21 protein-coding genes are annotated in these 25,946 nt (G+C 54.9%); 8 read left to right on the top strand and 13 right to left on the bottom strand.

From position 1 onward, the window contains the following. The first annotated feature begins 203 nt into the window (after positions 1–203). Positions 204–1,142 (top strand): DMT family transporter, encoded by a 939-nt coding sequence (locus AC0JZ1_RS11605; RefSeq protein ID WP_471882514.1) that lies wholly within the window; start codon positions 204–206, stop codon positions 1,140–1,142. Positions 1,143–1,160: 18 nt separating this feature from the next. Here AC0JZ1_RS11605 and AC0JZ1_RS11600 read toward each other — a convergent pair whose 3' ends face one another. From AC0JZ1_RS11600 to AC0JZ1_RS11570, 7 genes are all read right to left on the bottom strand, one after another. After that, on the bottom strand, positions 1,161–1,307 hold the full coding sequence (locus AC0JZ1_RS11600; RefSeq protein WP_471882513.1) for a hypothetical protein: 147 nt from the start codon (positions 1,305–1,307) through the stop codon (positions 1,161–1,163). A gap of 26 nt (positions 1,308–1,333) precedes the next feature. Beyond that, positions 1,334–1,525 carry a hypothetical protein gene (locus tag AC0JZ1_RS11595; RefSeq protein ID WP_471882512.1) on the bottom strand — a complete coding sequence of 64 codons (192 nt, stop codon included), beginning with the start codon at positions 1,523–1,525 and terminating at the stop codon, positions 1,334–1,336. 138 nt (positions 1,526–1,663) lie between these two features. Continuing rightward, positions 1,664–2,542, bottom strand: coding sequence for a uracil-DNA glycosylase (locus AC0JZ1_RS11590; RefSeq protein ID WP_471882511.1), 879 nt, complete (start codon positions 2,540–2,542; stop codon positions 1,664–1,666). 44 nt (positions 2,543–2,586) lie between these two features. Continuing rightward, entirely contained in the window at positions 2,587–3,882 is a 1,296-nt protein-coding gene (locus AC0JZ1_RS11585; protein ID WP_471882510.1) for an Hsp70 family protein, read from the bottom strand. Between the two features lie 172 nt (positions 3,883–4,054). Continuing rightward, positions 4,055–7,183, bottom strand: coding sequence for an efflux RND transporter permease subunit (locus AC0JZ1_RS11580; RefSeq protein ID WP_471882509.1), 3,129 nt, complete (start codon positions 7,181–7,183; stop codon positions 4,055–4,057). Beyond that, positions 7,180–8,496, bottom strand: a complete 1,317-nt coding sequence (locus tag AC0JZ1_RS11575; RefSeq protein WP_471882508.1) for an efflux RND transporter periplasmic adaptor subunit — start codon at positions 8,494–8,496, stop codon at positions 7,180–7,182. Before AC0JZ1_RS11575 ends, AC0JZ1_RS11580 begins: the two co-directional genes overlap by 4 nt. 185 nt (positions 8,497–8,681) lie before the next feature. After that, complete coding sequence (locus AC0JZ1_RS11570) at positions 8,682–9,470, bottom strand: SDR family oxidoreductase (RefSeq protein WP_471882507.1); 789 nt, start codon at positions 9,468–9,470, stop codon at positions 8,682–8,684. Between the two features lie 121 nt (positions 9,471–9,591). On the opposite strand from AC0JZ1_RS11570, the gene AC0JZ1_RS11565 reads away from it, so the two are divergent. The 4 genes from AC0JZ1_RS11565 (at position 9,592) to AC0JZ1_RS11550 (ending at position 13,719) form a co-directional block, all read left to right on the top strand. Beyond that, the gene (locus AC0JZ1_RS11565) at positions 9,592–10,158 is read left to right on the top strand and encodes a GXWXG domain-containing protein (RefSeq protein ID WP_471882506.1); all 567 of its coding nucleotides are present in this window, start codon (positions 9,592–9,594) and stop codon (positions 10,156–10,158) included. Between the two features lie 166 nt (positions 10,159–10,324). Further along, complete coding sequence (locus AC0JZ1_RS11560) at positions 10,325–11,983, top strand: electron transfer flavoprotein-ubiquinone oxidoreductase (RefSeq protein ID WP_471882505.1); 1,659 nt, start codon at positions 10,325–10,327, stop codon at positions 11,981–11,983. 407 nt (positions 11,984–12,390) lie between these two features. After that, on the top strand, positions 12,391–12,948 hold the full coding sequence (locus tag AC0JZ1_RS11555) for a pentapeptide repeat-containing protein (RefSeq protein WP_471882504.1): 558 nt from the start codon (positions 12,391–12,393) through the stop codon (positions 12,946–12,948). 147 nt (positions 12,949–13,095) lie between these two features. After that, a complete protein-coding gene (locus AC0JZ1_RS11550) occupies positions 13,096–13,719 on the top strand; it encodes a L,D-transpeptidase (RefSeq protein ID WP_471882503.1) in 624 nt (207 codons plus the stop codon). Positions 13,720–13,797: 78 nt separating this feature from the next. On the opposite strand, the gene AC0JZ1_RS11545 is transcribed toward AC0JZ1_RS11550, so the two are convergent. Then, positions 13,798–15,009, bottom strand: a complete 1,212-nt coding sequence (locus AC0JZ1_RS11545) for an MFS transporter (protein ID WP_471882502.1) — start codon at positions 15,007–15,009, stop codon at positions 13,798–13,800. Positions 15,010–15,234: 225 nt separating this feature from the next. Here AC0JZ1_RS11545 and AC0JZ1_RS11540 point away from each other — a divergent pair, with 225 nt between their 5' ends. Further along, entirely contained in the window at positions 15,235–16,191 is a 957-nt protein-coding gene (locus AC0JZ1_RS11540) for a diacylglycerol/lipid kinase family protein (RefSeq protein WP_471882501.1), read from the top strand. A gap of 4 nt (positions 16,192–16,195) precedes the next feature. Here AC0JZ1_RS11540 and AC0JZ1_RS11535 read toward each other — a convergent pair whose 3' ends face one another. Beyond that, the gene (locus AC0JZ1_RS11535) at positions 16,196–17,539 is read right to left on the bottom strand and encodes a glutamine synthetase family protein (protein WP_471882500.1); all 1,344 of its coding nucleotides are present in this window, start codon (positions 17,537–17,539) and stop codon (positions 16,196–16,198) included. A 154-nt stretch (positions 17,540–17,693) separates the two neighbouring features. Here AC0JZ1_RS11535 and AC0JZ1_RS11530 point away from each other — a divergent pair, with 154 nt between their 5' ends. Further along, on the top strand, positions 17,694–19,058 hold the full coding sequence (locus tag AC0JZ1_RS11530) for an aspartate aminotransferase family protein (protein WP_471882499.1): 1,365 nt from the start codon (positions 17,694–17,696) through the stop codon (positions 19,056–19,058). Between the two features lie 8 nt (positions 19,059–19,066). On the opposite strand, the gene AC0JZ1_RS11525 is transcribed toward AC0JZ1_RS11530, so the two are convergent. The 3 genes from AC0JZ1_RS11525 to AC0JZ1_RS11515 all read right to left on the bottom strand — a co-directional run bounded on the left by AC0JZ1_RS11525 (position 19,067) and on the right by AC0JZ1_RS11515 (position 23,336). Beyond that, on the bottom strand, positions 19,067–20,587 hold the full coding sequence (locus AC0JZ1_RS11525; protein ID WP_471882498.1) for an ArnT family glycosyltransferase: 1,521 nt from the start codon (positions 20,585–20,587) through the stop codon (positions 19,067–19,069). Between the two features lie 147 nt (positions 20,588–20,734). After that, on the bottom strand, positions 20,735–22,282 hold the full coding sequence (locus AC0JZ1_RS11520; protein WP_471882497.1) for a glycosyltransferase family 39 protein: 1,548 nt from the start codon (positions 22,280–22,282) through the stop codon (positions 20,735–20,737). A 34-nt stretch (positions 22,283–22,316) separates the two neighbouring features. Next, positions 22,317–23,336 carry a glycosyltransferase family 2 protein gene (locus tag AC0JZ1_RS11515; RefSeq protein ID WP_471882496.1) on the bottom strand — a complete coding sequence of 340 codons (1,020 nt, stop codon included), beginning with the start codon at positions 23,334–23,336 and terminating at the stop codon, positions 22,317–22,319. Positions 23,337–23,436: 100 nt separating this feature from the next. Between AC0JZ1_RS11515 and AC0JZ1_RS11510 the strand changes: the two genes are divergently transcribed. Then, positions 23,437–24,402 carry a lysylphosphatidylglycerol synthase domain-containing protein gene (locus tag AC0JZ1_RS11510; RefSeq protein WP_471882495.1) on the top strand — a complete coding sequence of 322 codons (966 nt, stop codon included), beginning with the start codon at positions 23,437–23,439 and terminating at the stop codon, positions 24,400–24,402. A gap of 20 nt (positions 24,403–24,422) precedes the next feature. Here AC0JZ1_RS11510 and amn read toward each other — a convergent pair whose 3' ends face one another. Beyond that, entirely contained in the window at positions 24,423–25,919 is a 1,497-nt protein-coding gene (gene amn, locus AC0JZ1_RS11505) for an AMP nucleosidase (protein ID WP_471882494.1), read from the bottom strand. Between the last annotated feature and the right edge of the window lie 27 nt (positions 25,920–25,946).

Genomic DNA, 25,946 nt, shown 5'->3' with positions numbered 1-25,946 from the left:
TACCAAATAAGCACACTCAAGTGAACCGGGTGCTCAGTTTGATTAATGATTTGAGAGCGCAAGGCCCCGTTCCAGTTTAAGTATTGATGAATCCAGCAGAATTCGTGATGCATAATCTACGAAACTTCCACTAAGCTGAACGAGTTCACCCTGTCTGTGATTCCCTCTCAGGTTTTGCCTTTCCTGCACCTTATGAGTTTCTGATGCGTGCCGAAGCCCCAGATCCCCTGCGGGGGATCGCCATGAAAGTCCTGTCTGTCATCGTGTTTCTCGGAATGCAGACTTGCATAAAATCAGCCGGTGACGGCATTCCGGCAGGACAGATCACCTTTTATCGCTCCTTCTTCGCACTCATCCCAATCTTTGCCTATCTTGCCATGCGCAAGGAGCTGTTGACGGCCTTTCACACCAACAGTTTTACCGGACATCTGAAGCGCGGCACGTTGGGAATTGTTGCCATGGCGCTCGGCTTCTTCGGTCTGATCCATCTGCCGCTGCCGGATGCTATCGCTATAGGCTACGCTTCACCGCTGATGGCTGTGATTTTCGCCTCGCTCATTTTGAAGGAGACGGTGCGCTTCTATCGATGGACGGCTGTTGCTGTCGGTATTCTTGGCGTGCTGATCATCTCCTGGCCGAAACTGACCATGTTCGAGCAAGGAGGCATGGCTGCCGATCAGGCAACGGGGGCGGTGGCTGTGCTGCTATCTGCTGTGATAGGTGGCCTTGCCATGGTGCAAACCCGCCAATTGGTGCGCACGGAGCGAACCTTTACGATCGTACTATACTTCTCACTGACATCTTCGGCGTTTTCCCTGTTGAGTTTCCCCTTTGGCTGGACTGCCCTGGATTGGGAAACCAAACTCATCCTGGTGGGGGCCGGTATTTGTGGAGGATTGGGGCAGATCTTTTTGACCGAAAGCTATCGATGGGCAGATGTATCGACAGTTGCGCCGTTTGATTATTCCTCGATCATTCTCGGCATCATCATCGCCTATTTCCTGTTTGGCGATCTGCCCACCTGGCAAATGCTGTCAGGCACGGCGATCACTGTTTCCGCTGGCATTTTCATCATCTACCGGGAACACAGGCTGGGGCTGGAACGCAAAGCGGCGAGGAAAGCATCCTCGCCGACAACTTGAACCCGGGTCCGTATCAGCTTAGAGCGGAATGCCCGAAAGGCTGGATCTTGTCTTGGCATCGCTGGAGTGGGCGCGGGCTGCAGCGCGTGTGTACTCTCCGCTCGCGCGAACGGCGGCGGAAATGGATGCGATGTTCTCGCGAAGAAGGCGCAATTTATTCTTCATGTTCATTCCCTCTTGATCGATGCAGCTCAGCGTTCACGAAAGTCCGCGAATACGGCAGCTGGACGTGTGAGGTTGCCACGACGTGCATAGGCACGTGCTGTCAACTGCTCGTTCGTAACCGTGCTGAAGCCGTGATAGCCAGCGGTAGAACGCGGAGACAGGCCAGCGAGACGTAAAGTCTCGAAACCTGAATGAATTGGGCGAATGCGAGTGCTCATGGCCTTGGTTCCTAGCGTGGTTCCTCCCAAGACGCAGTTCTAATATTGCACTGCAACATGACGAATTCAACGGTAGTCGTCGCTGCTCTGCCATGCGCAAATCGCATGGCTGGCTTCATAAATTTGTAACGAATAGCTTTAGGTTTTCGATAGTTCCGCTTTGAAAGCCAGCAGATCCTGCCAAGCCAACGCCTTGTTTGCGGGGGCTGTAAGCAAATCCTGAGGGTGGAGGCTAGCGATTGCTCTTGCCGTCAGGCCAGCAATTGTTACATCACGAAATGACCCGCGAAGAGCAAAAATGGATTGCTCCTCCCCGAAGAAAAACCGGGCAGTAAAATTCCCCAACAGCAGCATGTGCCTTGGGCGAGCCAGTTCCACTTGCCGCTCAAAAAAGGGTCGGCAAATCTCCATTTCCACTGGAGATGGAGGTCGGTTACCCGGCGGCCTCCAAGCGACGATATTTGTTAGTAAAACTTCATCACGGCCAAGGCCGATTGCTGCCAGCATACGATCCAGCAAATTTCCCGCGCGGCCAGAAAAGGGTATTCCGTCGCGATCGCAATCTGCCGAGGGCATCGGCCCAACAACCATAACACCAGAATCAGGATTGCCTGACGTAAAGACCGTCGATCTCGCGCCGTTTTTGAGATTGCAGCCAGTGAAGTTTTCCAGGGAAACGCGCAATTCCTCCAGTGATCTCGCCGCCGTTGCCGCTTCTCGTGCCGCAGCCACGGCATCTGCATCTGGAATTGCGACCGAGGTAGAGGATGCCGGGCGACCGGCCTGTGGCGAGGGTGCCCGTTCTGTTGCGCCGTTGGCAGAGCGCGGACTTGTGGTGGACTTCGCCTGCTGTTGTTCCCGCGACTTCACCTGGGAAGCGCGTGCTGCCCGCTGCTGCGCAAATTCAGCGAGGCGATCAACAGGCTGCTCTTCCAAAAGCCAGTCACACCCTGCATCCGCGTAAAAATGCAAGAGGGCAGCAAGCTCCGCAGGCTCAAGGGATTGGGCTGAGGTCATCGCCCTACACTAAACGAAGCATAGCTGCGAATAAAGCCAAAGCCTCAAGCTACCCACTGTTCAATATCGGAGCTTTCGCCGATCAGGGAGAGACCGTGAGCGATGGACAGAAGTTCGCCGCCGCTCTCCAGCCGGTCCGCATCAAAGCGCTTGAGAAAGAGATTGCGTACAGCAGGCACGAAAGATGTGCCCCCGGTCAGGAAGACCTTATCGACTTCCGATGCAGAGGTATTCGTTGTCTGCAGTACCTCATCCAATGCACCCTCAATTTTGGCGAGGTCGTCCGAGATCCAGTTTTCAAAATCCGACCGCTTCACCATTTTCCTGCCCGCATTGCCGAGGGGGGCGAAGTTGAACTCCGCTTCTTCCGCATTGGAAAGCGCCATCTTGGTGGCCGAGATCGCCTGATAGAGCGGATAACCCTCATCATGCTCAATGAGATCGATGAAAAGTTCGAGTTTGTCCGGCTCGGTCGCAGAGCGCACCAGAGATTGAAGATCGGTGAATTCGCGAGTCGTCTTGAAGATGGAAAGCTGGTTCCACCGACCGAAATTGGCGTAATAACCGGCAGGTACTTCCAGCACCTTATCGAAACTGCGGAAATGGCTACCCTTGCCAATTTCGGGCGAAACCAGATTATCAATCAGGCGATAATCGAAATGATCGCCCGCTATTCCAACGCCTGAGTGGCCGATGGGGATGGCACGCAACTGCCCCGCATGACGCTCAAAGCGAATGAGCGAATAGTCGGTCGTGCCGCCGCCGAAATCCGCGACCAAGACATTAGCGTCGCGGGTGAGCGACTGGGCGAAATAGTAGGCGGCGGCTACTGGTTCATAGACAAAATGCACTTCCGGAAAATCAAAGCGGGTTAGAGCAGCCCTGTAGCGCTCCAAAGCCAGTTCTTCGTTCGGATTGGCACCAGCAAAACGAACTGGGCGACCCACCATGAGGCGCGATATGTCTTCTGGCCAAGCTTCTCCCGCATAAGCCTTGAGGCGTCGCAAAAACACCTCCATCAGATCTTCGAATTGCTGCTTGCGGGCAAAGACAAGGGTTGCCTGGAAGGCGGCACTGGCAGCGAAGGTTTTAATGGACTGCAGGAAGCGACAATCACCGGGATTGTCGATAAACATGCGGATGGCCGCCTGACCAGCTTCCACTTTCAGCGCTTGCGCACCAAGCGCTCTATCCTTCATGAAGGAAAGAGCGGTTCGCATGCTGTCGGTTTCACCAGCGCTGCTGACAAAGGGTACGGAATGCGTGCTGCTTGCACCGGCATCCTTTAAAGCAAGAACAGAATTGGTCGTGCCGAAATCAAGCCCGAGCGCACGTGCCATGGCCCCTATCCTTTTTGTGTATGGTTGAAAGCGAGCGCTTTGTGCTCGACATGGGTCCATGGCGGGCACGGACCGTTGAAACAGGAGGCGGGCTGATCGCACAGGAGACTTTATTTGGCAAGAGAAAGGGCGAACAATCGTCCGCCCCTTTTGGCATGGCTGGATTGCGATTTTACTCCGCTGCAGCCTGTGATGGTGGATGATACTCGCTATTTGCAGCGTCCTCGTGACCCTTGCGCTTGAAGAGACGGCCAAGCCCTCGACCGAGCCGGTCCATCTCCACAAAAATAACGGGCGTGATGAAGAGAGTCAGCAATTGGGACACAACAAGACCGCCGACGACAGCAATGCCAAGAGGTTGGCGAAGTTCTGAGCTTGCCCCCGAACCGAGCGCAATGGGAAGAGCACCGAGCAGGGCGCAAAACGTCGTCATCATGATGGGTCGGAAACGCCGCACGCAGGCTTCGTGAATAGCCTTCGGTGCGCTTTCGCCGTGATCGCGTATCAGCTCGACCGCCACGTCGATCATCATGATGGCATTCTTTTTCACAATGCCGATCAGCATCAGCAGGCCGATAAGGGCGATGACCGAGAGGTCGAAGTTCATCACCTTCAATGCAATCAACGCACCGAATGCTGCCGCCGGAAGACCGGAGAGGATCGTCAGCGGATGGACGAAGCTTTCGTATAGAACCCCCAAGACCACATAGATCGTGAGAACGGCAGCCAGGATCAGCAAGCCGGTATTGCCTTGGCTCTGCTGGAAGATGGCCGCTGTTCCGCCATAGGAGGTGAAAACATCGCTGGGCATATCGATGGTCTTCTTGATTTGATCGATCCGAGCAGTTGCCTCCGAAAGGGCGACGCCATCTGGAAGGTTGAACGAGATCGTTGTCGATACAAGCTGGCCGGTTTGGTTGATGGTCACCGGTGCCGACGAACGCACGACAGTGGCGAAGTTTGAGAGAGGAACAAGCGTGTTTGTTTGCGGCGAGAGGATGTTGATGTCCTTCAGGAACTCGTCATTATATGGACGAGACTGATCAAACTCGACAATGACATCATAGCTATCGCCGGTGGATTGAATTTGTGCAGCAGTATAGCCGCCGAATGCCATTTCCAGGGTCTTGCGCAATTGATCATTGCTAATGCCGAAGGCCGCGGACTTATCCGTATCGATGTGAATATTGGCGGCAATCGCCCCGTTTTGCGCATCCGTTGCAAGATCGGTGAACATGCGGTCCTGCCGCATGGCCGTCATCATCTTGCCAGCCCACTCATTGGTTGTTGATGCATTGAGCGCCTGAATAACCAATTGATACTGGCTGGCTGTCGAGCGTCCACCGAAGCGAAGGCTCTGTTGCGGTGTGACATAGGTTTTCAGGCCTGCGATCTTAGCCGTGGATTGGCGAAGCTGGTTTATCGTATCGGCCAGTGGAGGGCGTTCCTCCTTTGGCTTCAGTTCCACGAACATCGTGCCGTTGTTCAGCGGGCTCCGTGCGCTACCGCCAACAATCGAGGTTACGTGCGAAACTGCAGGATTCTGGCGAATGATATCTGCGACCTGTGACTGTAGATCGCTCATGGATTGATAGGAAATGTCTTCACGGGCACGGGTTGAAACGGAGAGACGGCCAATGTCTTCCTGCGGGAAGAAGCTGGAAGGCAGCGTATGGAAGAGCCAGGCTGAGGCAAGCACGCTACCGGCAAAGGCCAACATCACAGCTCCGCGATGGCGAAGGCACCATGAAACCGAGCGGTCATAGCCACTCAGTGTTTTGGAAAAGCCAGCCTCAAACCAGCGGATGATCAGTGGAGGGCGGCCTGAGTGGTTTGAGAGCCTCGATCCGAGCATTGGTGTGACGGTGAGAGACACCAGAGCCGATGACATGATGGCCATGGTTACGACCATGCCGAATTCGTTGAAGAGCCTTCCGACGACGCCACCCATCAGCAGGATCGGAATGAAGACCGCCACGAGCGAAACCGACATGGACAGGATCGTATAGCTTACTTCCGCTGCGCCTTTGAGGGCTGCTTCGCGCATCGGCATACCCTCTTCCGAGAGGCGCAAAATATTCTCCAGCATGACAATCGCATCATCGACCACAAGACCAACAGAGAGAGTAAGTCCGAGAAGCGAAATATTATCAATACTGTAACCCAGCGCATACATGCCGCCGAAGGTCGCGATCAACGAAAGCGGCACGGCAAGGCCTGGAATGAGTGTGGCTGTCAGGTGGCCGGTGAACAGGTAGATGACCAAGACCACAAGCGCGATGGTCAGGAAAAGCGTGAATTGCACATCCGAAATGGCGTCTTTGATGGAGGTCGAGGCGTCGTTCATCACATTGAGATGAACTGAGGGGGGCAGCTGTTCTTTTAACGCTGGAAGCTTGGCCTTGATCTCGTTGACGACATCCACTGTGTTCGCATCAGGCTGCCTCTGAACGGCCAAGATGATGGCTTGTTTGTTATCGTACCAGCTACCGGCATTCAGGTTTTCAACACTGTCCTGAACGTTCGCCACATCTCCCAGATGAATAGGTGCCCCGTTTTTCGTAGCCACCACGAGGGAACGGAATTCATCCGCATTTGTACGTTGCGTCTTGGCGTCGATGGTGAGTTGCTGGTTGGTGCTTTGAAGCGTGCCGACCGGTGTCTGGCTGTTTGCGCCGGCAATTGCAGACGTAACCGTATCCACGCCAAGGCTTCGTGCCTGCAGTTTGGTGGGATCAAGTTCTACGCGAACGGCATAGGTCTGCGAGCCATAGATACTGACTTCCGCAACGCCGGAGAGGGTGGAGAGCAGCGGCGAGATAACATTCTGCGCAATCTCATCCACCTTCGAGCGTGGAAGCTCGTCGGAGTTGATCGTGAGAAGCAGGATTGGCGCATCCGCAGGGTTGGTTTTGCGGTAGCTGGGCGGCGTCGTCATATTGCTGGGAAGCTGGCGCGTTGCGTGCGAAATTGCCGCCTGAACGTCTGCCGCCGCAGCGTCAATGTTGCGGTTAAGATCGAACTGCAGAACTATGGATGTATTGCCTAGCGAGTTCGACGCACTGATTTCACTAATGCCTGGGATCGTTTCGAACTGCTTGATCAGGGGGGTGGCGACGGATGTCGCCATAGTTTCCGGGGAGGCCCCGGACAGGGAGGCCGAGACGTTGAGAGTGGGGAAATCCACCTGCGGCAATGCTGCGACCGGCAACTGTTTATAGCCTGCCAAGCCCGCCAGAACCACGCCGATGGCGAGCAAGGTGGTGGCTACGGGCCTGCGAATACAAAAAGCGGGAATCATCGTGTTACTCCCCCGGTAAGGGAAGCCTGCTCTGTTTCGTCCTTCACGGTTGCGGTTTGGCCGCCAGCAAACTGCTCCAGGATTGTCTGGCCATCTGCCAACTGAACTTGGCCTTCCACCACCACATGTTGCCCTGCAGAAAGGCCGGAAGCGATGGATGTTTTGTCACCATTGGCACGACCCACAGCGACCTTCGTAGCGTGCACCTTGCTGTTTTCGTCAATCGTGTAAACGAACGCGCCATCCGCACCTTGGCGAACTGCCACTGTAGGGACGATCACAGACTGTTCATCCGGTACGAAATGCACCGTTACATTCAGGCTCTCGCCTGGCCAGAGCAGTGCCTTTTCATTCTGAAACTCTGCCTTGGCCAGCACCGTTCCGGACGCCTGGTCAACAGTATTATCGAAGAACGATAATTTGCCCTGATCGGCAACACCGCCCGTGGCTGCGATATCAGCATCGACGGCCGCGCCAGATTTCAAGCCCTTATGCAATTGCGGCAAGTAACGCTGCGGCATGCGGAAACTGACGTAAATAGGATCGTAGCGGGTGATCGTCACCACGCTCGCACCAGCACTCAAGTAAGCGCCGGGGCTTATGGTGATGTTGCCAAGACGCCCGTCATACGGTGCTTTCAGTTCAAGATTGCCAAGAGCAATCTGGTCGGCGGAAAGCGTTGCCTTGTCAGCGTCAACCTTCGCGGCGGCAGAATCGCGCGTACCCTTGGCTTGTTCGAAGCTCTGCTCCGACTGCACATTCTGCTTGAGGAGATTTTGGGCTCGTTCAAGTGCAGCCTCGGCCTGAGCAAGCGCTGCCTGATCGCTTGCAATATTCGCCTGATCCTTGGCGACAAGCGCATGCGCACTGCGATCATCCTGTCGGGCGATAATATCGCCCTTTTTCACTTCCTGGCCATCTTCCGCCAGTATTTGAACGACTGGTCCGGATTGGAGGGCGGCAATTGTTGTTGTGTCTGCGGCCTCGGCCCAGCCGGTCGCAACAACGTCCATGGGAAGAACCCCAGTCGCCGCAGCAAGCGTGCGAACAGATGTTGGGCCGCCATTGCGCCGGCCTTGGCCGGAACCTTGTCCGCCGGTCTGTCCATCGCCACTGGCGCGATGTTGCCCATCGCCTCTGTGTTGACCGTCCTTTGGCTTCACATTCTCAGGTGTTTCAGAGGAAAGACCGGCCGCGAGTTTCATCTGCTCCCAGGATGGGGGGCGTATGGATGAGGGAAGGTCGTCGCGAAAATAGACGGCGCCTGAAGCGCCGATGGCCAAGATACCGAGGAGGGACCAAAACTTGTTCATGAGCGAATCCGCGCTGAAGGATGAAGGCAGCGCGCTCTGCCGCAATGCGGCAAAGCAACTTCACGAACAGAACGCTCTTGTTGAAGAAAAAGCACCTTAAACTTCGGTAATGTACTGCATTTGATGAACAATAGCGCGAAGCTAAGGTTAATCCTTCACGTAGAAAGCGTGCTACGCCTCAAGCCTCAAAGAGATTTGGCCGCGCCGCCATCCACACGCATCATGGTGCCGGTTACATAGGCTGCGGCATTGGAGCAAAGGAAGGCGCCCACCGCGCCAAATTCCTCAATCGTGCCCAGCCGGCCAGCCGGGATCGATGCGATGGATGACTTACGCACATCCTCCAAGGATTTACCCAGGCGCTTGGCGTTGGCACCATCCAGCTCGTCAATGCGGTCAGTATGGATGCGCCCTGGCAAAATCATGTTTGAGGTGATGCCATGCGCTGCCACCTCGGTAGCCAGCGTTTTATTCCAGCCGACCAATGCACCGCGCAGTGTGTTGGACAGCGCGAGATTGCCGATTGGTTCTATAACGCCGGAGGAGGCAACTGTGAGAATGCGACCCCAGCCTCGGGATTTCATGGCTGGCAGCACGGCATTTGTGAGCGTAATGACCCGCAAGACCATGCTTTGGAAATAGGTTTCAAGCTTTTCCGCTGTCATGTCTTGCGAGCTGCCAGGGGTTGGGCCACCGGTATTGTTGACAAGGATGTCGATCCCACCCAGCTTTTCCTCGATGGCTTTCAGAAGAGACGAAACCGCATCATCCTCCGCAAGATCCGCCCACACCCAATCAGCCTTGCCCTTGCCGGAGGCATTGATGGACTTGCAGTTTTCTTCAAGGCGATCACCGCTTCGGCCACAAAGAAGGACATGAACACCTTCGTTGGCGAGAGCTGTTGCAATGCCTAATCCCAATCCTCGCGAGGAAGCCAGCACCAGTGCGCGCTTGCCCGAAATACCGAGATCCATTGTGTGTCCTTTCCTAAACAACTCGATGTGGGTTGACGTTATAGCGTGAGCGTTAGGGTACGAAAGGGTGCTTCTCGCGGATGGGCATTGTTCGAGCAGGGGGGAGCGCTATAAAGGTACCATGAAGGATATGCCAATATTTCAAGCTGAGGCGGAAGCGCTCGAATACTTCGCCACTTTAGAGCCCGTCACGCCGCCTGAGCTTATCGGGCTTTGGCAGGGCAGTACCATCGCGACCGGACATCCGTTGGATGGTGTTTTGGAAGCGTTGGGCTGGTATGGCAAACGCTTTCACGCGGATAAGCGAGCAGATGCGTTGATTTTCAGCACCGGCAGCCGACGGCTCGTTCCACTCGATCCTGCACGGATGCCGATCGGTCTTGCCCTGCGCTTTAGTAGCTTGGCTAAACGCCAGTGGTTTCACAACCTATTTTCCTATGCGATCAAGGCCATGTGGGCGAGGGGCACTGTCGCATCTGTGAAGATAAGCAGCTTCCAGGGCATTGAGAGTGCAGCGATGCACTATGATGCGCAACCCATCACCGACCACTTTCGCCGTGTCGATGAGAATAGGCTGATGGGTGTTATGGAGATTACGGGCGACCCTCGTTATTTCGTTTTTCTTCTGGAACGCTCAACCGAAATCGTGAGCGCCGAGAAGCTTGGTTCTGCAAGTGCCGACGTGTGAACAAAGGTCGGCGACATTTGACGTGCACGTAAACGTCATTTAATGTGCCGACAAATGATGAGGAGGCTCGCCTTTCGCTTTGCCTGATGTCGCATACAAGCTCGACAAGAAGCGCTTGTTTTGCCAATGAGTAGAGGATTTGCGCAAGGTCGGGCGGAGCATGAGGATGAGTGAAATGGAACTTCCGGAACGCGAAAGCATGGAATTTGACGTGGTGATCGTGGGCGCCGGTCCTGCGGGCCTGTCAGCAGCGATCCGGCTGAAGCAGCTTGACCCTGAGCTTTCAGTTGTCGTTCTGGAAAAGGGCGCAGAAGTTGGCGCGCATATTCTCTCTGGCGCGGTAGTGGATCCCATCGGCATTGACCGGCTTTTGCCGGAGTGGCGGCAGGAGGAAGGACACCCTTTCACAACGCCAGTCACCGATGACCAATTCCTGTTCCTGGGGCCAGCCGGTTCCGTGCGCCTCCCCAATGCCTTCATGCCACCGCTGATGAACAATCACGGAAATTATATCGTATCGCTTGGTCTCGTATGTCGCTGGCTTGCTGAAAAGGCAGAAGCGCTGGGTGTCGATATCTATCCCGGCTTTGCTGCAACGGAAGTGCTTTATAACGAGGAAGGCGCTGTCGTCGGTGTTGCAACGGGCGACATGGGCATTGAAAGGAACGGTGAGCCGGGGCCGAACTTCACTCGTGGCATGGCGCTTCTCGGCAAATATGTTCTGATTGGCGAGGGTGTCCGCGGATCTCTTGCTAAGCAATTAATTGCGAAGTTTAAGCTGGATGAAGGGCGCGAGCCGCAGAAGTACGGCATCGGCTTCAAGGAACTGTGGGAAGTCAAGCCGGAGAAGCACAAGGCTGGTCTGGTGCAGCACTCGTTTGGTTGGCCGCTGGACATGAAGACAGGCGGTGGTTCATTCCTCTACCACCTGCACGACAATCTGGTGGCGGTCGGCTTCGTCGTCCACCTTAACTACAAGAACCCGTATCTTTTCCCGTTTGAGGAATTCCAGCGCTTCAAGACGCATCCGGCTATTCGCGACACCTTCGAAGGCGCTAAGCGGATTTCCTACGGTGCTCGCGCGATTACTGAAGGTGGCTACCAGTCTGTTCCGAAACTCTCCTTCCCGGGCGGCGCTTTGATTGGCTGTTCAGCAGGTTTCGTCAACGTGCCGCGCATCAAGGGCAGTCACAACGCAGTCCTTTCTGGAATGCTGGCAGCGGAAAAGCTTGCGGCAGCGCTGGCAGCGGGCCGCATGAACGATGAGCCGGTGGAAATTGAAAACGAATGGCGCTCCACAGCCATTGGCAAAGACTTGAAGCGGGTACGTAACGTCAAGCCACTCTGGTCACGCTTCGGTACAGCGATTGGCGTTGCCATTGGTGGTATCGATATGTGGATCAATCAGATATTCGGCACCTCGCCCTTCACCTTGAAGCATGGCAAGACGGATGCCGCCTCGCTGGAGCCTGCAGCTCAGCATAAAAAGATAGATTATCCAAAGCCTGACGGTGTGCTGACCTTTGACCGTCTCTCGTCCGTCTTTCTGTCCAACACCAACCACGAAGAGGATCAGCCGGTCCACTTGAAGGTGAAGGATATGGATCTGCAAAGACGTTCAGAACTTGGCATCTACGCCGGGCCATCGACTCGCTACTGTCCCGCCGGAGTGTACGAGTGGGTAGAGAAGGACGGTGAGGAGGTTTACGTTATCAATGCGCAGAACTGCGTTCACTGCAAAACCTGCGATATCAAGGACCCCAACCAGAATATCAACTGGGTGCCGCCGCAGGGTGGCGAGGGGCCGGTCTATCCGAGCATGTAAACGAGTGAGGGGAACTGCCCTCAAATCTATCCGTTAGGCTGACGGGAGGTTATCCCGCCAGTTTAGCGAACATCGCCAGATATCAGGTATCGCCAAACTTATCAGATGAGTTTCATGCAAAACGATGGCGCTGTGTTTCTGGACATGCTCTAAGACGAAAACGGATTGGAATAGATGAAGGCGGCGGTCAGGCTATGAACGCACCGATCAAAAGAAAACAAAAGTCGAAAGCTTCCAGAGCTTGGGCGTATATACGTCGAAGCAAGCTGAAGATTTTCATTCCAATCGTCGTTATTGCGGGCGGCCTCGTTTTTCTTTTCCCCAACAAGCACACCGGTACGGGCGGACGTTGCCGCAGCGAGGCTGGGCCCAATGTGAATTGGGTCGAATGCAAGAAGCGCATGCTCATGCTGGATAACAGTAATTTTGAGCAGGCCAAGATGGCGGAAGCTGATCTCAGCAATAGCGATTTCAGTCGTAGCAACCTCAAGGGTGCTGATCTTACCAAGGCCTCGATTGTTCGCACCTCATTCTCTGGGGCGGATCTTTCTGGTGCGGTGCTTCAGAAGGTCGAAGGCTATCGTAGCGATTTTTCGGACATCACTGCCAAGAAGACCGTATTTACGATGGCAGAAATGCAGAGGGCAAACTTTACGGGCGCTGACCTGATGGGGGCAGATTTTACCAAGGCTGAGTTGGCACGCGTCATATTCGGCAAGGCTGAACTGGGGAACTCGCAATTCGCGATGGCTAACCTTGCCCGGGCAACGTTCAAAAATGCCAAGATGTCTGGCCCTGTGGACTTTGCCAGCGCCTTTCTGTTCCTCACCCGATTCGAGGGGGTCGATCTATCGCAAGCCACGGGCTTGAAACAGGATCAACTGGATTTATCCTGTGGTGACGCGAGCACGAAGCTTCCTGCAGGGCTGAACGCGCCTGCTGGCTGGCCTTGCCCAGAAGATTGATTTCGCTCTTATTCGGTCCTGACTTTAACCGCCGTAATAGAAGCTCACCCTTTGGGCGGGAGTTATTGGTAAGACATTATCTCTTCGTTAACCATGATGTTCGTAAGTTGCGGTCATACTCAAAACGACCGCAATAAGGACACATTCATGTCGATCTCCCGCCGCGGATTGCTGATCGGGCTCCCGCTTTTTCTCGCAGGCTGCTCTACGACGACCGTTAATCCGCAGGTGAACTATGCGGCCCTGCCGGACGAAAAATTCCCGCTTCATCAGGTGCCGATTGAGAAGATCAAGCCAGAGCTACGTCGCACGGAAGTGGCTTATACCACCGACTATAAGCCTGGAACGATCGTGGTCGACACGCCTGCTCGTCGCCTCTATTACGTTTTGGGTGATGGCAAGGCGATCCGCTACGGCGTGGGCGTCGGTCGTGCAGGTTTGGCCTTCGCAGGTAGTGCCTATGTTGGACGCAAGGCTGAATGGCCAAGCTGGACGCCGACGGCCAATATGCAGCGCCGAGAAGAGCGCTATCGCAAGCTCGCAGGCGGCATGCCGGGCGGTCCCAACAATCCGCTCGGTGCACGCGCCATGTATCTTTACCGCGAAGGTAATGACACGCATTTCCGTATTCATGGCACGAATCAGCCGGATTCAATTGGCCACGCCATGTCGAGCGGCTGCATTCGCATGATGAATCATGACGTCATAGACCTCTATTCTCGTGTGAAAACGGGTGACCGGGTCGTGGTCATTCAGGCCGCGCAGGCGTAAAGGACCGTGTCTTGCTAGAATCGAAAAGGGCGCGGACTGTGCATCCGCGCCCTTTTTGCGTTTACCGTCGAGCCGGATCTAAGCCGCTTTGCGGCGCTCCAACATGACGGAGAAACAGAACACGATAAGGCCAACAACAGACAAGGCTGCGCCGACATAGCCAGTCGAGCCGTAACCATATCCAAGCGCAATGACTAACCCGCCCAGCCACGCGCCCAAAGCGTTGGCAATGTTGAAGGCGGAGTGGCTGGAGGCAGCCGCAAGTGTCTGCGCATCTGCTGCAACATCCATCAACCGGGTCTGGATGGCCGGGCAAGCGGCGAAACCGCAGCCGATGAGAAACACACATAGACACAGCATGAATGGCTCGGTCGCTGTCAGGCTGAACAGAGTCATGGCGATGATGTTGAAGATCATGACGCCGCCGATTGTGCCCTTCAGCGAAATATCCGCCAAACGCGAGCCGACGACGTTTCCAACATTCATGCCGATGCCGAACAGGGCGAGCACGAAGGAAACCATGGTTACGGACATCATGGCAGTTTGAGTGGTTGTAGATGCGATATAACTGAAGATGGAGAACATGCCACCGAAGCCAGTGGCCGCGATACCAAGCGTCAGCCAGACCTGAGGGCGTTTCAGCGCGCTTAACTCGCGTCCGATGCTGGCACCTTCCTGCACTTCATCCCGAGGCTGGAAGAGCCACAGGAGCGCCACCGTCAGGAAGCCGACACTACCGACAAGGATGAAGGCTGCTCTCCAACTCATCATCTGGCCGAGGAACGTCGCAATCGGCGTGCCGAGCAGAGTGGCAAGCGTGAGTCCCAGCATGACCCGGCCAACGGCGCGAGCGCGGCGATTGGGCGGAACCATCGAAGCGGCAACAAGAGCTGAAACACCGAAATATGCGCCGTGAGGCAGGCCCGTCACGAAACGCAGGATCGTAAAGGTCCAGAAGTCAGGTGCGACGGCGCTCAACACATTTCCCAAAGCAAAGAGCGACATCAGCATCAGCAGGAGGCTTCTACGGCTGACCCGCGCCGCCAGCGCTGCAATGATCGGCGCTCCGATCACAACACCCAAAGCGTAGGCGCTAATAACATGTCCAGCCTGTGGAATCGTTACGCCATAGGTGTTTGCCACATCGGGTAGTAACCCCATGATCGCAAATTCACCGGTGCCTATGCCAAAACCTCCCACCGCAAGCGCGATTTCAATCAAAGCAATGGTCAAAGGGGAAAGTTGCGTCGCAGCTTGGCTGCTCCGTCCGGCGGCAAATGTATCTGTCATGTCATTTCACTGAAGTTCAGCCGTAGATGCGGCGTGTTCGATAAGCCATGGGAGGCATTCTTTGATAAGGCTAACATACTATATTGCAATGCGGGAGGCTTCAAAATTAGCTTTCTGCAAATTCTTTGTCAGCGATGAACAGGAAGACGCCTTGTTGCCGCACCCCATAGCAACCAATTACAGTCTGCGCCGTTGAGGTGCGGTTCAGGGACGGAATTCGGCTTGATGAGACTGATTGCAATCTTCAACCGCGATGGCGGCACGTTCAAAACCACGGACATGGATGCATATTGCGAACATGCAGTGCGTGCGTTTGAGGCCGAAGGCCATGAAATCGAGTGCCGTGTTGTTGCCGGCGATGATGTGGTCGATGCCATGAAGCAGGTTGCAAATAGCGGTGTGGATGGGCTGATTGCCGGGGGTGGAGATGGCACGATTTCCGCTGCTGCGGGCATCGCCTGGAAGAGCGGGCTCGTACTTGGCATCGTGCCGGCCGGGACCATGAACCTGTTCGCCAGAAGCCTGAAACTGCCGCTCGATATATGGCAGGTGCTGGATGTGCTTGCCAAAGGCACAGTGGAGGATGTGGACATTGCCAGCGCGAATGGCCGAAGTTTCGTCCACCAGTTTTCTGCAGGCCTGCATGCCCGCATGGTGCGCTACCGAAATCAGATGAGTTTCGCATCGCGGCTCGGAAAGATGCGGGCAAGCACCCGCGCCGCGCTTGGCGTAATGTTCAATCCGCCAGTCTTCGAAGTGGAGTTCAAGGCTGAGGGGCAGCAAGGCTTCCGCAAGGTTTCGGCGATTTCTGTGTCCAATAATGAATTCGGCAGCGACGCGCTCATGTATGCCGATAGCGTTACCGGCGGTCATCTCGGCTTCTACACCGCAGACCCGCTGACACCTGCGGGCGTTGCCAAGCTGACTTTTGACATTCTGCGCGGCAAGTTGAAGGAAAATGAGGCGGTTAACGCCATGACGGTAACGGAGGTGGAGCTTCATTTTCCGAGGAAGCGACACGACGTACGCTGCGTGATTGACGGAGAGCTTCTGCCGATGGACCGGGACGTGACGCTGCGTGTCCATGCCGGAGAGCTGAAAGTGCTTGTACGCCAGCCGCAGCAACCGACTGCGCAAGTTCAGGCGCAAGAGGGACTAACGCAGGAAAAAGCTTCGCTCTAAATATTCAGATGCGCGGCAGATACGTGCGATAATCGAAGTCTGAGACAGTGCGCAGATGTGCAAGTGCTTCCTTGCGCTTGGTGTTCGCGTAAAGCTTTTGATATCGCGCACCGAACGCGTCTCGGATAAAATCGGACGCGGCGAATTCTTCCACGGCGGTCAGAAAATCATGCGTCAATCGACGGCTGCTGGCGGCAGCTTTGCCGGGTTCAGTGGGTTGGCCGGGATCGAGCGATTGATCCAAGCCTTTCAACATGCCGCCCAGAATAGCCGTAAGCAGGAGGTAAGGATTGGCATCCGCACCGGCCACGCGATGTTCAACCCTGGCGCCGGGGCCGTTTGCTTCCGGAATTCGAACAGCAGTTCCTCTATGCCCGACGCCCCAATCGATATCGACCGGTGCAAAGGAGCCGGGCTGGAATCGACGGTAGGAATTGGCAAAGGGCGCGAAAATCAACTGCGCATCCCGCATCGTATCGAGGAGGCCGGCGCAGACGGATTTAAGTCTGAGTGGATCGGCACCCTTGGCATCCAGTATGTTTTTGCCATCCTGATCTACAATGCTGGCATGGACGTGGAGGCCTGAACCCGCCTGATCCGAATAGGGTTTTGCCATGCAGGTGGATTTAAGCCCATGATGCCGCGCCGCCTGTTGCGCAAGGCGCTTCAAATAAATGCAGTCATCTGCTGCAGCGAGTGCATCTGGCCGATGGTTGAGGTTAATTTCAAACTGACCTGGCCCGAACTCCGCAGTTGTCGCATCCGCAGGCAGCTTCTGCGTTTCCGCCCAGCTGCGAAGGGTTGTCAAATAATCCTGGAGGGCATCCACGGCTGTCATATCGTAGAGCTGGAACCCATTGGGGTCGCCGCGATAGGTCAGAGCCTCCGGCGGTCGAGGGCTTCCGGTTTTATACCAGTCGCTTTCGACAAGATAGAATTCAAGCTCCGTGGCGACGACTGGTGTCAGACCACGCTGCGCATAACGCTCAAGCATGGCGGAAAGAATGGCGCGCGGATCCATGAAGCTTGGTTCACCCGTCAGTTCATGCATGGTCGCCAGAACCTGCACAGAGCCCGTCGGTGCCCAAGGCATGGCGGCCAAACTGCGTGGATCGGGAATGCAGCATCCGTCCGGGTCCCCGATGGTCAGCGAAACGCCAGTCAGGTCATCATTGTCGTCACCCCAAATATCCAGCGACTGGGTGGAGGTCGGCAGACGCACTTTGCCGTCCCAAACCTTTTGTTGAACGGAAAGAGGGATTTGCTTTCCACGCAGGTCGCCGTTCATGCCAACCAGAAGAATTTCGATGCGAGGCTCCGCGGCAAGCGAACTGGTGGCATCTTCCATGATAAACCTCTGAAACTGCGCGTGAACTGAACTTCAATAGTCTGCTTGCCAAAGACATTCCTATTGGTCCATCTTCGTAGCGGATTGGTGTTGGGCTTACAATCTGCCACGCTGCGGAAGGTCCGGCACCTGCGTGAAAGCAGGGAGAAAAGACTTGGACCCGGTTCAGCAACTGCAAAATATGAGCGCGCTTGATGCTGCGCACCATATCCATCCCTTCTGCGACATGAAGGATATGCAGAAGAACGGCACATTGATCATGAGCCGGGGCGAAGGCGTGTGGATTCACGATAGCCTTGGCAATCCATATCTGGACGGATTTGCAGGTCTCTGGTGCGTCAACATCGGATACGGGCGCAAAGAAATCGGTGAGGCTGTTTTACGCCAGATGAACGAGTTGCCCTATTACAATACCTTCTTCGGAACCTCCACGGCCCCCACCACGCTGCTGGCAGAAAAGGTCACCAGCTACACCAATGGGCGGATGAACCGCATCTTTTTCACGTCCTCAGGTTCCGAGGCTACTGACACATGGTTTCGCCTGGCGCGAATCTATTGGAAAGCTTTGGGGCATCCAAACAAGAAGCACGTCATCGCACGCCGCAACGGCTACCACGGTTCAACTGTGGCAGGCGCTTCTCTGGGTGGCATGAAACATATGCACGAGCAGGGAGATCTGCCGATCGAGGGAATATCCCACATTTGCGAGCCTTATTGGTATGCGGACGGCGGCAATCTTTCTCCCGCAGAATTTGGCCTGAAAGCCGCACGGGAACTGGAGGCAAAGATCGACGAGTTGGGCGAAGACAATGTCGCAGCCTTTGTCGGCGAACCGATCCAAGGGGCAGGTGGCGTTATTATCCCGCCTGAAACCTATTGGCCAGAAATCCAGCGCATTTGCCAGGAACGCAACATCTTGCTGGTGGCCGATGAGGTCGTCTGTGGCTTTGGAAGAGTGGGACATTGGTTCGGTCATGAGCATTTCGGCTTTGCGCCGGACATGGCATCTGTGGCGAAGGGCCTATCCTCCGGTTATCTTCCAATCGGGGGTGTGCTGATCAATGATCGCGTGGCAAACGTCCTGGCTGAGGCCGGTGATATCAACCATGGCTACACCTATTCCGGTCACCCGGTGTGTGCAGCTGCTGCGCTTGAGAATCTGCGGATCATTGAGGAAGAAAAGCTGGTCCAGCGGGTGCGTGATGACATCGGTCCTTACTTTGCCGAGCGGCTGAAAACGCTGGAGGATCACCCTGTCGTGGGGCAGGTTGAGACTGTGGGGCTTCTCGGCGCGATCCAACTGGCAAAGGATAAGGCCACACGTCAACGGTTTCAGGATGTGGATCTCGCAGGACGAACTGTTCGCAATTTTTGCTACAAGCATGGCTTGATCATGCGCGCCACTGGCGACCGCATGCTGGCTTCACCTGCGCTAATTATTACGCACGAAGAGGTTGATGCCATGGTGACCTATATTCGCCACGGGCTTGATCACCTGTTTGAACAGAATCTCCCGTGAGGGTGCGATCACATTTTGGCTGGTGGTTCAGACATCAGCCAAAAATAAGCAAAGCGCACGAAAGCGCCGTCGCTATCCTGGGAGTGGCTGTAAGGCACGTTGATGTAGGAAATCGTGATCTTCTGGCGGGAATAACCGGATTTATCCAGAAATGCATCCAGTTCATAGGAGAGGCCCTCCTTGCCATCCCGAACGGGCCAAACGACCAGGCCGTCCCCTCTGCCAAGAGCCGTTTGCAGTGGGACGGGCTGGAGATCGGGCATGAGCACTGGCAATGTGCTGAATTGTAGCCGCGCATTTCCTGCTGTCATCAAGTCGTCAGTCACCAGCACAGCCGGACCTGCACCATGTGCTCGCGTAATCTCGGCGAGCATAGGTGCATAAGGAACGTGTTCCTTGTTGTATCGACCGAAATAAGGACCAGCAAGATTTGCAATTGCCACATAGAAGGCGCTCAGCACCACGATGATCAGCACGGGTGGCGCAATTCGCGCAAGGCTGTCGCGCGTATTCAGCCGGGCAGCATCAATCTTGAGCGTAAGGTAAAGGGGCAACAGCATCTGAAAGGGAGATAGCCATTTTTGCCTGATATTCGATGCCTCCAGGCTCAACCCGATGAGTGCCACGAAGACAAAACAAAGCACGATCACCCAGCCCATAATTCGCGTCCAAGGGCTTGAGGCTTTCCAAATTGCGTTGAGATCTTGATAGAAGGCCAAGGAAAAGAGCAATAGAACAGGCAATGTGCCTTTCAGTGAGGAAACCAGAATGGATGAAAATCCTCTGATGAAATCGCGAATAGTGTCACCCGACGCCCCTTCGCGCATGGCTTCAATAGTGCCTGCCGTTGCAACGTTGAGGTGCTGAAAGAGCCAGACGATGTGTGGAAGCGGAATGATGCACGCCACTAATATTGCGGGTATAATCCGCCAATCCAGCATTCGAGACCGAAACTCGGGTTGAAGCATAACTGCAATTGCAGCCGCGCACGGAATGATGATGAAATTGTACTTGGTCAGGATACCGAGCCCAACTGCCGTGCCTAAACCAACATAGTTGGTCAGGTTGGGACGCTTCAAAGTGGAGAGGAAGGCCAAAAGGAACAGCGACACGAAAAGAAAGGTCGCGACAGCATGTGTCAGATCTCTCTGTGCAAGGATACTGATTGATGGCACGGCGAGAAGACCGACGGCTGCTGTCAGCGGTAATACGCGATCTTCAACAACCTGACGGGCGGCAAACCCATAGAAAAGGCAACAGAGGAACAGCAGCGCATTCTTCAAAAGTGAGAGAGAAAAGATCGACAGGCCGAGCACCGCATTGATGCTGGCTTGCAGCCAATCATACAGTGGCGGTTGGCGCCCATGCCCCAACAGCATGAACTGGGAAATGAAGGCCTGTTCGGCTTCGTCATTCTGGAGAATGTCGGAGCGCATAATGCGAAGCGCTATGCAAAGGCAAAAATAGCCAGCCATGAGCCAGAGCACGAGTTCTGGCTGCCGCTTCAAGGCGGTGGGGAGTGTCTTCACGGCGTCATGATCCCAGGCGATACACAAGGAACCGCCGCTGCTGCGACGGTTACGTCACAACACTAGCCGGGAACATATTCGAAGATAAGAAAATTCGAAATTAGATATGACGATTTAAGGGTTGTGCACCGTTCTTAGCAAATGCGATCAAGAAGCCGGGGTGACGACTACGTAGGAAAAACTAATCGTATCGCCTTCACGGCCAGCGTTGTAGGGAAGCTTAAACGAGCGAAGCGCCATCTGCGAATCGGTTGGTGCAAACCTCGTGACGAGGCCCGCAATGGCAGGAGGAATGCCTGCTTCGGGATGTTCCGACGTTTGCCAAACTGCAATTATGGGACGCTCTTTCGTCCACGAAAATTGCGGTTGGAACTGCGGAAATTGTGGGGAATAGACCGGAACCTCTTGGAGATGCAGGCGAATGCCGCCGCCAATCCAGGTGTTGTCTGCGATAACGAGCGAGGGAAGCCGGGTTTCCGATAAAATCTTGTCGATTGCAGCATGATAGGGTGTGTTGAGCTTCTGGTAGTTGCCGGTCCACCGAGCAGCCTCAACGCGCAGATAAAGAATGGTCGGTACCAGAACCATTGCGACCAAAGCCAGATGAAACATCCGCTTCCAGGCTAGCCTGTTCAGTCTGCCGGAGGCATCAAGTTTCATCACAAAGTAAAGTGGCAGTATGAGCAGGAGCGGCGCAAGCCATCGATCCTTGATGTTACCTGCGCCTACAAGGGCAATCATGACCAGCAGACAGAGCAAAATGGAAAACAACAGGTTTTCTGTTAACCGCGTCCAGCGATTCTGCGCGGATAGGCTCATCATCATCGTTCGACTATAGAGGCCAAAGAAAGCAAGGATCGTGATCCCTGCAAAGCCGATGACCGCGAGCAGCATCGAGAGTGTACCGGAGGCAGACCGAGCGAACCAGCTTGCCTCAGTGCTTCCGCGCATTTTGGCAATGGTATTTGCTGAGGCCATTTCGAAATTCGTCGAAAGCCAGAGTAGGTGCGGCGTTACCAAACCGATAGCGATCATGATCGATAGCAGAAACCGCTTGTCGAAAAGGCGTTTGCGCCCCTCGCCATCGAACATAATCGCAAGAAAAGTAGCGGCGGGCAGGATGGCGAAGTTGTATTTGGATAGAAGTCCAAAACCTGTTGCAACCCCTAAGGCAGTGTAACTTTTAAGGCTCGGCTTCGTCAGGGTCGCAAACAGAGCCAAGAGGAACAGGCTGGCGCTGAAAATGACGCTGACGGTATGGGTCAAATCTCGCTGTGATTCGAAGACGACCTGCGGGATTGTCATCAGGCCGAGGGTCGCAATGGCTGCGAAATCGTTGCGTTTGAAAATCAGCCGCGCTGTATACCAATAGGCCAGATAGATACTGAACAGCATCAGGTTTTTGAACGCTGCCAGCGTGGTGATGGAAACGCCGCCAATGGCAAAGGCAAGCTGCTGCAGCCAATTATAAAGTGGCGGCTGAGTGCCATAGCCTGCCGACAACCATTGTGCCGTTAAAACCTGTTCCGACTCATCAAATTCGAGCGAATCAGGGAGCAAAAGCCGGACGATAAAATTGACGACAAAATAACCCGCCAGAAGGAGGGGCAGGTAGTCGATAATCCAGTTTTCATACGTCTTTTCAGTGCGTAGATCAGCGCCAGCCGTTAGGCGGGGCCGGTATCCCGTATCCATAAATTAGCCTCTAGCGCTCACCAATAGGCGGATACTAAAGGTTTTTGTGATGGTTGCTATAAATTTCTCTCACAACGTAAGCGAGGCTGCTGTCATCCTTGAAGTAAACGCGCGCCAGCATTTCCGCCAGAATGCCGGTAGTGATGAGCTGCACAGAGGAGAGAAACAGCATGATCCCGATCAGGAAGAGGGGACGCATTCCGATATCGTCGCCCATCACGAACTTGTCGAAAGCGAGGTAAACCAGGATTGCGGAGGCAAGCGCACCCAAGGCCAAACCGACCGAGCCGAAGAAATGGCCCGGTCGTGCCTTGAAGCGCATGAAGAACATGACGGATACCAAATCGAGAATCACTCGAAACGTGCGAGAGATACCATATTTGGAGGTGCCATGGGCGCGAGCATGGTGCGTCACCGGCATCTCGCCGATCCGAGAACTTGGGACGACGCCCGCTACCCAGGCTGGAATGAAACGATGCATTTCACCCATCAGGCGCACTTGCTTGATGACTGAGGCGCGGTAGACCTTCAAGCTGCATCCGTAATCGTGCAGTTTCACGCCTGTCATCCGCCCAATCAACCGATTGGCGATCCAGGACGGTACTTTGCGCAGAAACAAACCATCCTGGCGGTTCTTGCGCCAGCCCACCAGCAGATCCAGTTCGCGTCGTTCCAGCTCTTCCACCATCTGTGGAATATCTGATGGATCGTTCTGAAGATCGCCATCGAGCGTGGCAATCAGGCGGCCCCGCGCCTGCGTAATGCCAGCCTGCATGGCAGCCGTCTGGCCAAAGTTTCGCTGCATGGACACAATGTGTAGATCAAGACCTTCACGCCCGATAGCCTGACGCGCATTTGCCAAAGTCGCATCGGTGCTGCCATCGTCGATGAGGATCAATTCCCAAAGACCGGGAAAATTTTCCATTGCCTGCTCGATCCGCGCAATCAATGGGCCAACACTTTCTTCTTCATTAAACACAGGAACAACGAGAGAAAGTTCGATTGCGACCTGTTCAAAGCTGGCAAGCTCAATCGATTTGGCGATTGTACGCATCGGGTGATTCTCCTAAACCTAGATATGCCGCATGGCAGCCTTAGCACTCGGTTTCATCCAACCGCCTTTGCGGGTATATCGGTTCAACAAGCGCGACCATATGACAATTTCATTACACGCCTCAAAAAATTCGTGGATTACGCGAAATTTTGCCGCGATTATCAGCGTCCTCGCCGTCGCTTTTTATGCTGCGTTCATCGAGTGGCTCTGGGGCTGGCAGCGCATTTTCTTCAGTTGGCAGGAGGCGGGCTGGCAAGTCGCTTGCACGTCCATTGTGCTCATACTCTTCACCTATGTCCTGAGGACATGGCGCATTCGCGATTATTTTCCAGCGGAAACGGCGGGTCAGTTCAGACGTCTCCTACGTTTGGTGCAAGTGCACAATCTGCTCAACATCATGTTGCCGCTTCGCAGCGGCGAGGTCAGCTTTCCGATTCTGATGAAGCAGGAGTTCGGAATTTCGCTCGCTCGTGCGACATCTGCGCTTTTGGTCATGCGGCTACTGGATTTGCATGCGCTTCTAGCGGCGGCGGGAACAGGCCTCGCGCTGGAGGAGGGCTCTCTATTGGCGTGGCTTTTGTGGCTCATCTTTGCCATCCTGCCCCTTGCTGCTTTCATGCTGCGCAAGCCGCTTTTAGATTTCGCTCAGGCTGCCGCGCCCTCACGCTTGCAAGCCGCACTTTTTGAATTGAAGGCGGGCCTCCCGGCAGACCTTGCAGCTTTCATGCGTGCCTGGATGGCGACGCTCATCAATTGGTTCGTCAAAGTCGCGGTTATGGCCTGGGTTTTGATTCTACTAGCAGATCTTGATATTGCCGCAGCCTTTGGCGGCGGACTTGGGGGAGAGCTTTCGTCTGTTCTGCCGGTTCATGCTCCAGGTGGTGTCGGAACCTATCCTGCCGGAATCACTGCGGGTGCGGTAACTTTCGGTGCTTCCACCAGTCAGGACGCTTTAGCCCTTTTGGGCAAGGCGGCGGTAAACGCCCATCTTCTGATCATTCTCAGTTCCATTCTCGGAACTGTAATCTCCATGATGCTCGCAGGGAGAAAGCGGCGAGAGGACTGACCCCGCCGCTCTGCTTTGCCTTATTGGAAGGCCGTTTCGTAAAAGCTGCGGAGCTTACGCGAATGCAAAGTTTCCGTCGGCATGGCCGCAAGCTTCTGAACGGCGCGAATGCCAATCTTGAGATGCTGGCGTACCTGCGTGCGGTAAAACTCTGTTGCCATACCCGGGAGCTTCAACTCCCCATGCAGTGGCTTATCGGATACACAAAGCAGCGTGCCGTAGGGTACCCGGAAGCGGAACCCATTGGCGGCAATCGTGGCTGATTCCATATCGAGTGCGATGGCGCGTGCCTGGCTGAGACGTTTGACCGGCCCTGCTTGATCGCGCAGTTCCCAGTTGCGGTTGTCGATTGTCGCAACGGTGCCGGTCCGCATGATTCGTTTCAGTTCGAAACCTTCAAGTCCAGTGATTTCCTCCACCGCATCTTCCAACGCCTGCTGCACTTCAGCAAGGGCCGGGATCGGCACCCAGACCGGCAGGTCATCGTCCAGAACATGGTCTTCGCGCATGTAAGCGTGCGCCAGAACATAATCGCCCAGACGCTGACTGTTGCGCAGACCCGCGCAGTGGCCCACCATCAACCAGGCATGCGGACGCAAGACCGCTATGTGGTCCGTAATGGTTTTGGCATTGGAGGGGCCGACGCCAATATTCACCAGCGTGATCCCTGCATGTCCCTTTTTCTTCAAGTGGTAGGCGGGCATTTGCGGCAGGCGCACAGGTGCTTCGTTGCTGCGGCTTCCGGCAGGCGTCACGATATTTCCAGGCTCTACGAAGGCCGTGTAGCCTTCGCCCCCGTTTGCCATCAATTCACGCGCCCAAGCAGCAAATTCATCAATGTAGAATTGATAGTTCGTGAACAGAACGAAGTTTTGGAAGTGTTCTGCACTGGTGGCTGTGTAGTGGCTCAGCCGCGCCAGCGAATAATCGATGCGCTGTGCGGTGAAGGGAGCGAGCGGGGCAGGCTCCTCAGGGACCTGATCGTACTCGCCATTGGCAATAAGATCGTCAGTATTGTTCAAGTCAGGCGTATCGAAAATATCGCGTAATGGCATGTGCGATAAAACGGAGGACACCGATGCCTCGACATGCGCCCCTTCACCAAAAGCAAAATGCAAAGGAATAGGCGTGGTCGATTCGGATACTGTCACCGGCACATTATGATTGCGCATCAACAGGCCCAGCTGCTCCTTGAGATAGTGCCTGAAAAGGCGTGGGCGGGTAACCGTGGTTGTATAGAGGCCCGGAGAGGTGACATGCCCGTAGGAAAGACGCGAATCTATGTGTCCAAAACTTTTCGTCTCAATGCTGACTTGAGGGTAGCAAGCGCGATAGCGTCCCGAAAAGCTTGCGCCTTTGGCCAAGTCGCCAAAGGCTTCCATGAGAAAGCTCGTGTTTCTTTCGTAGAGTTCCGTCAATGCATCCACTGCGGCTGCCGGATCATCGAAAGCACGCTCTTGAAAAGGTGCTGGGCTAAGGAAAGGAGAGGCGGACTGGGAAAAGATTCGTTTGGTCATGCGCCATTATAGTGCTGTCTTTTTGAC

It is taken from the genome of Affinirhizobium capsici, assembly GCF_977018625.1.
Note: the sequence above shows the minus strand (reverse complement) of the source record. Positions and strands in the feature narration are given on the sequence as shown.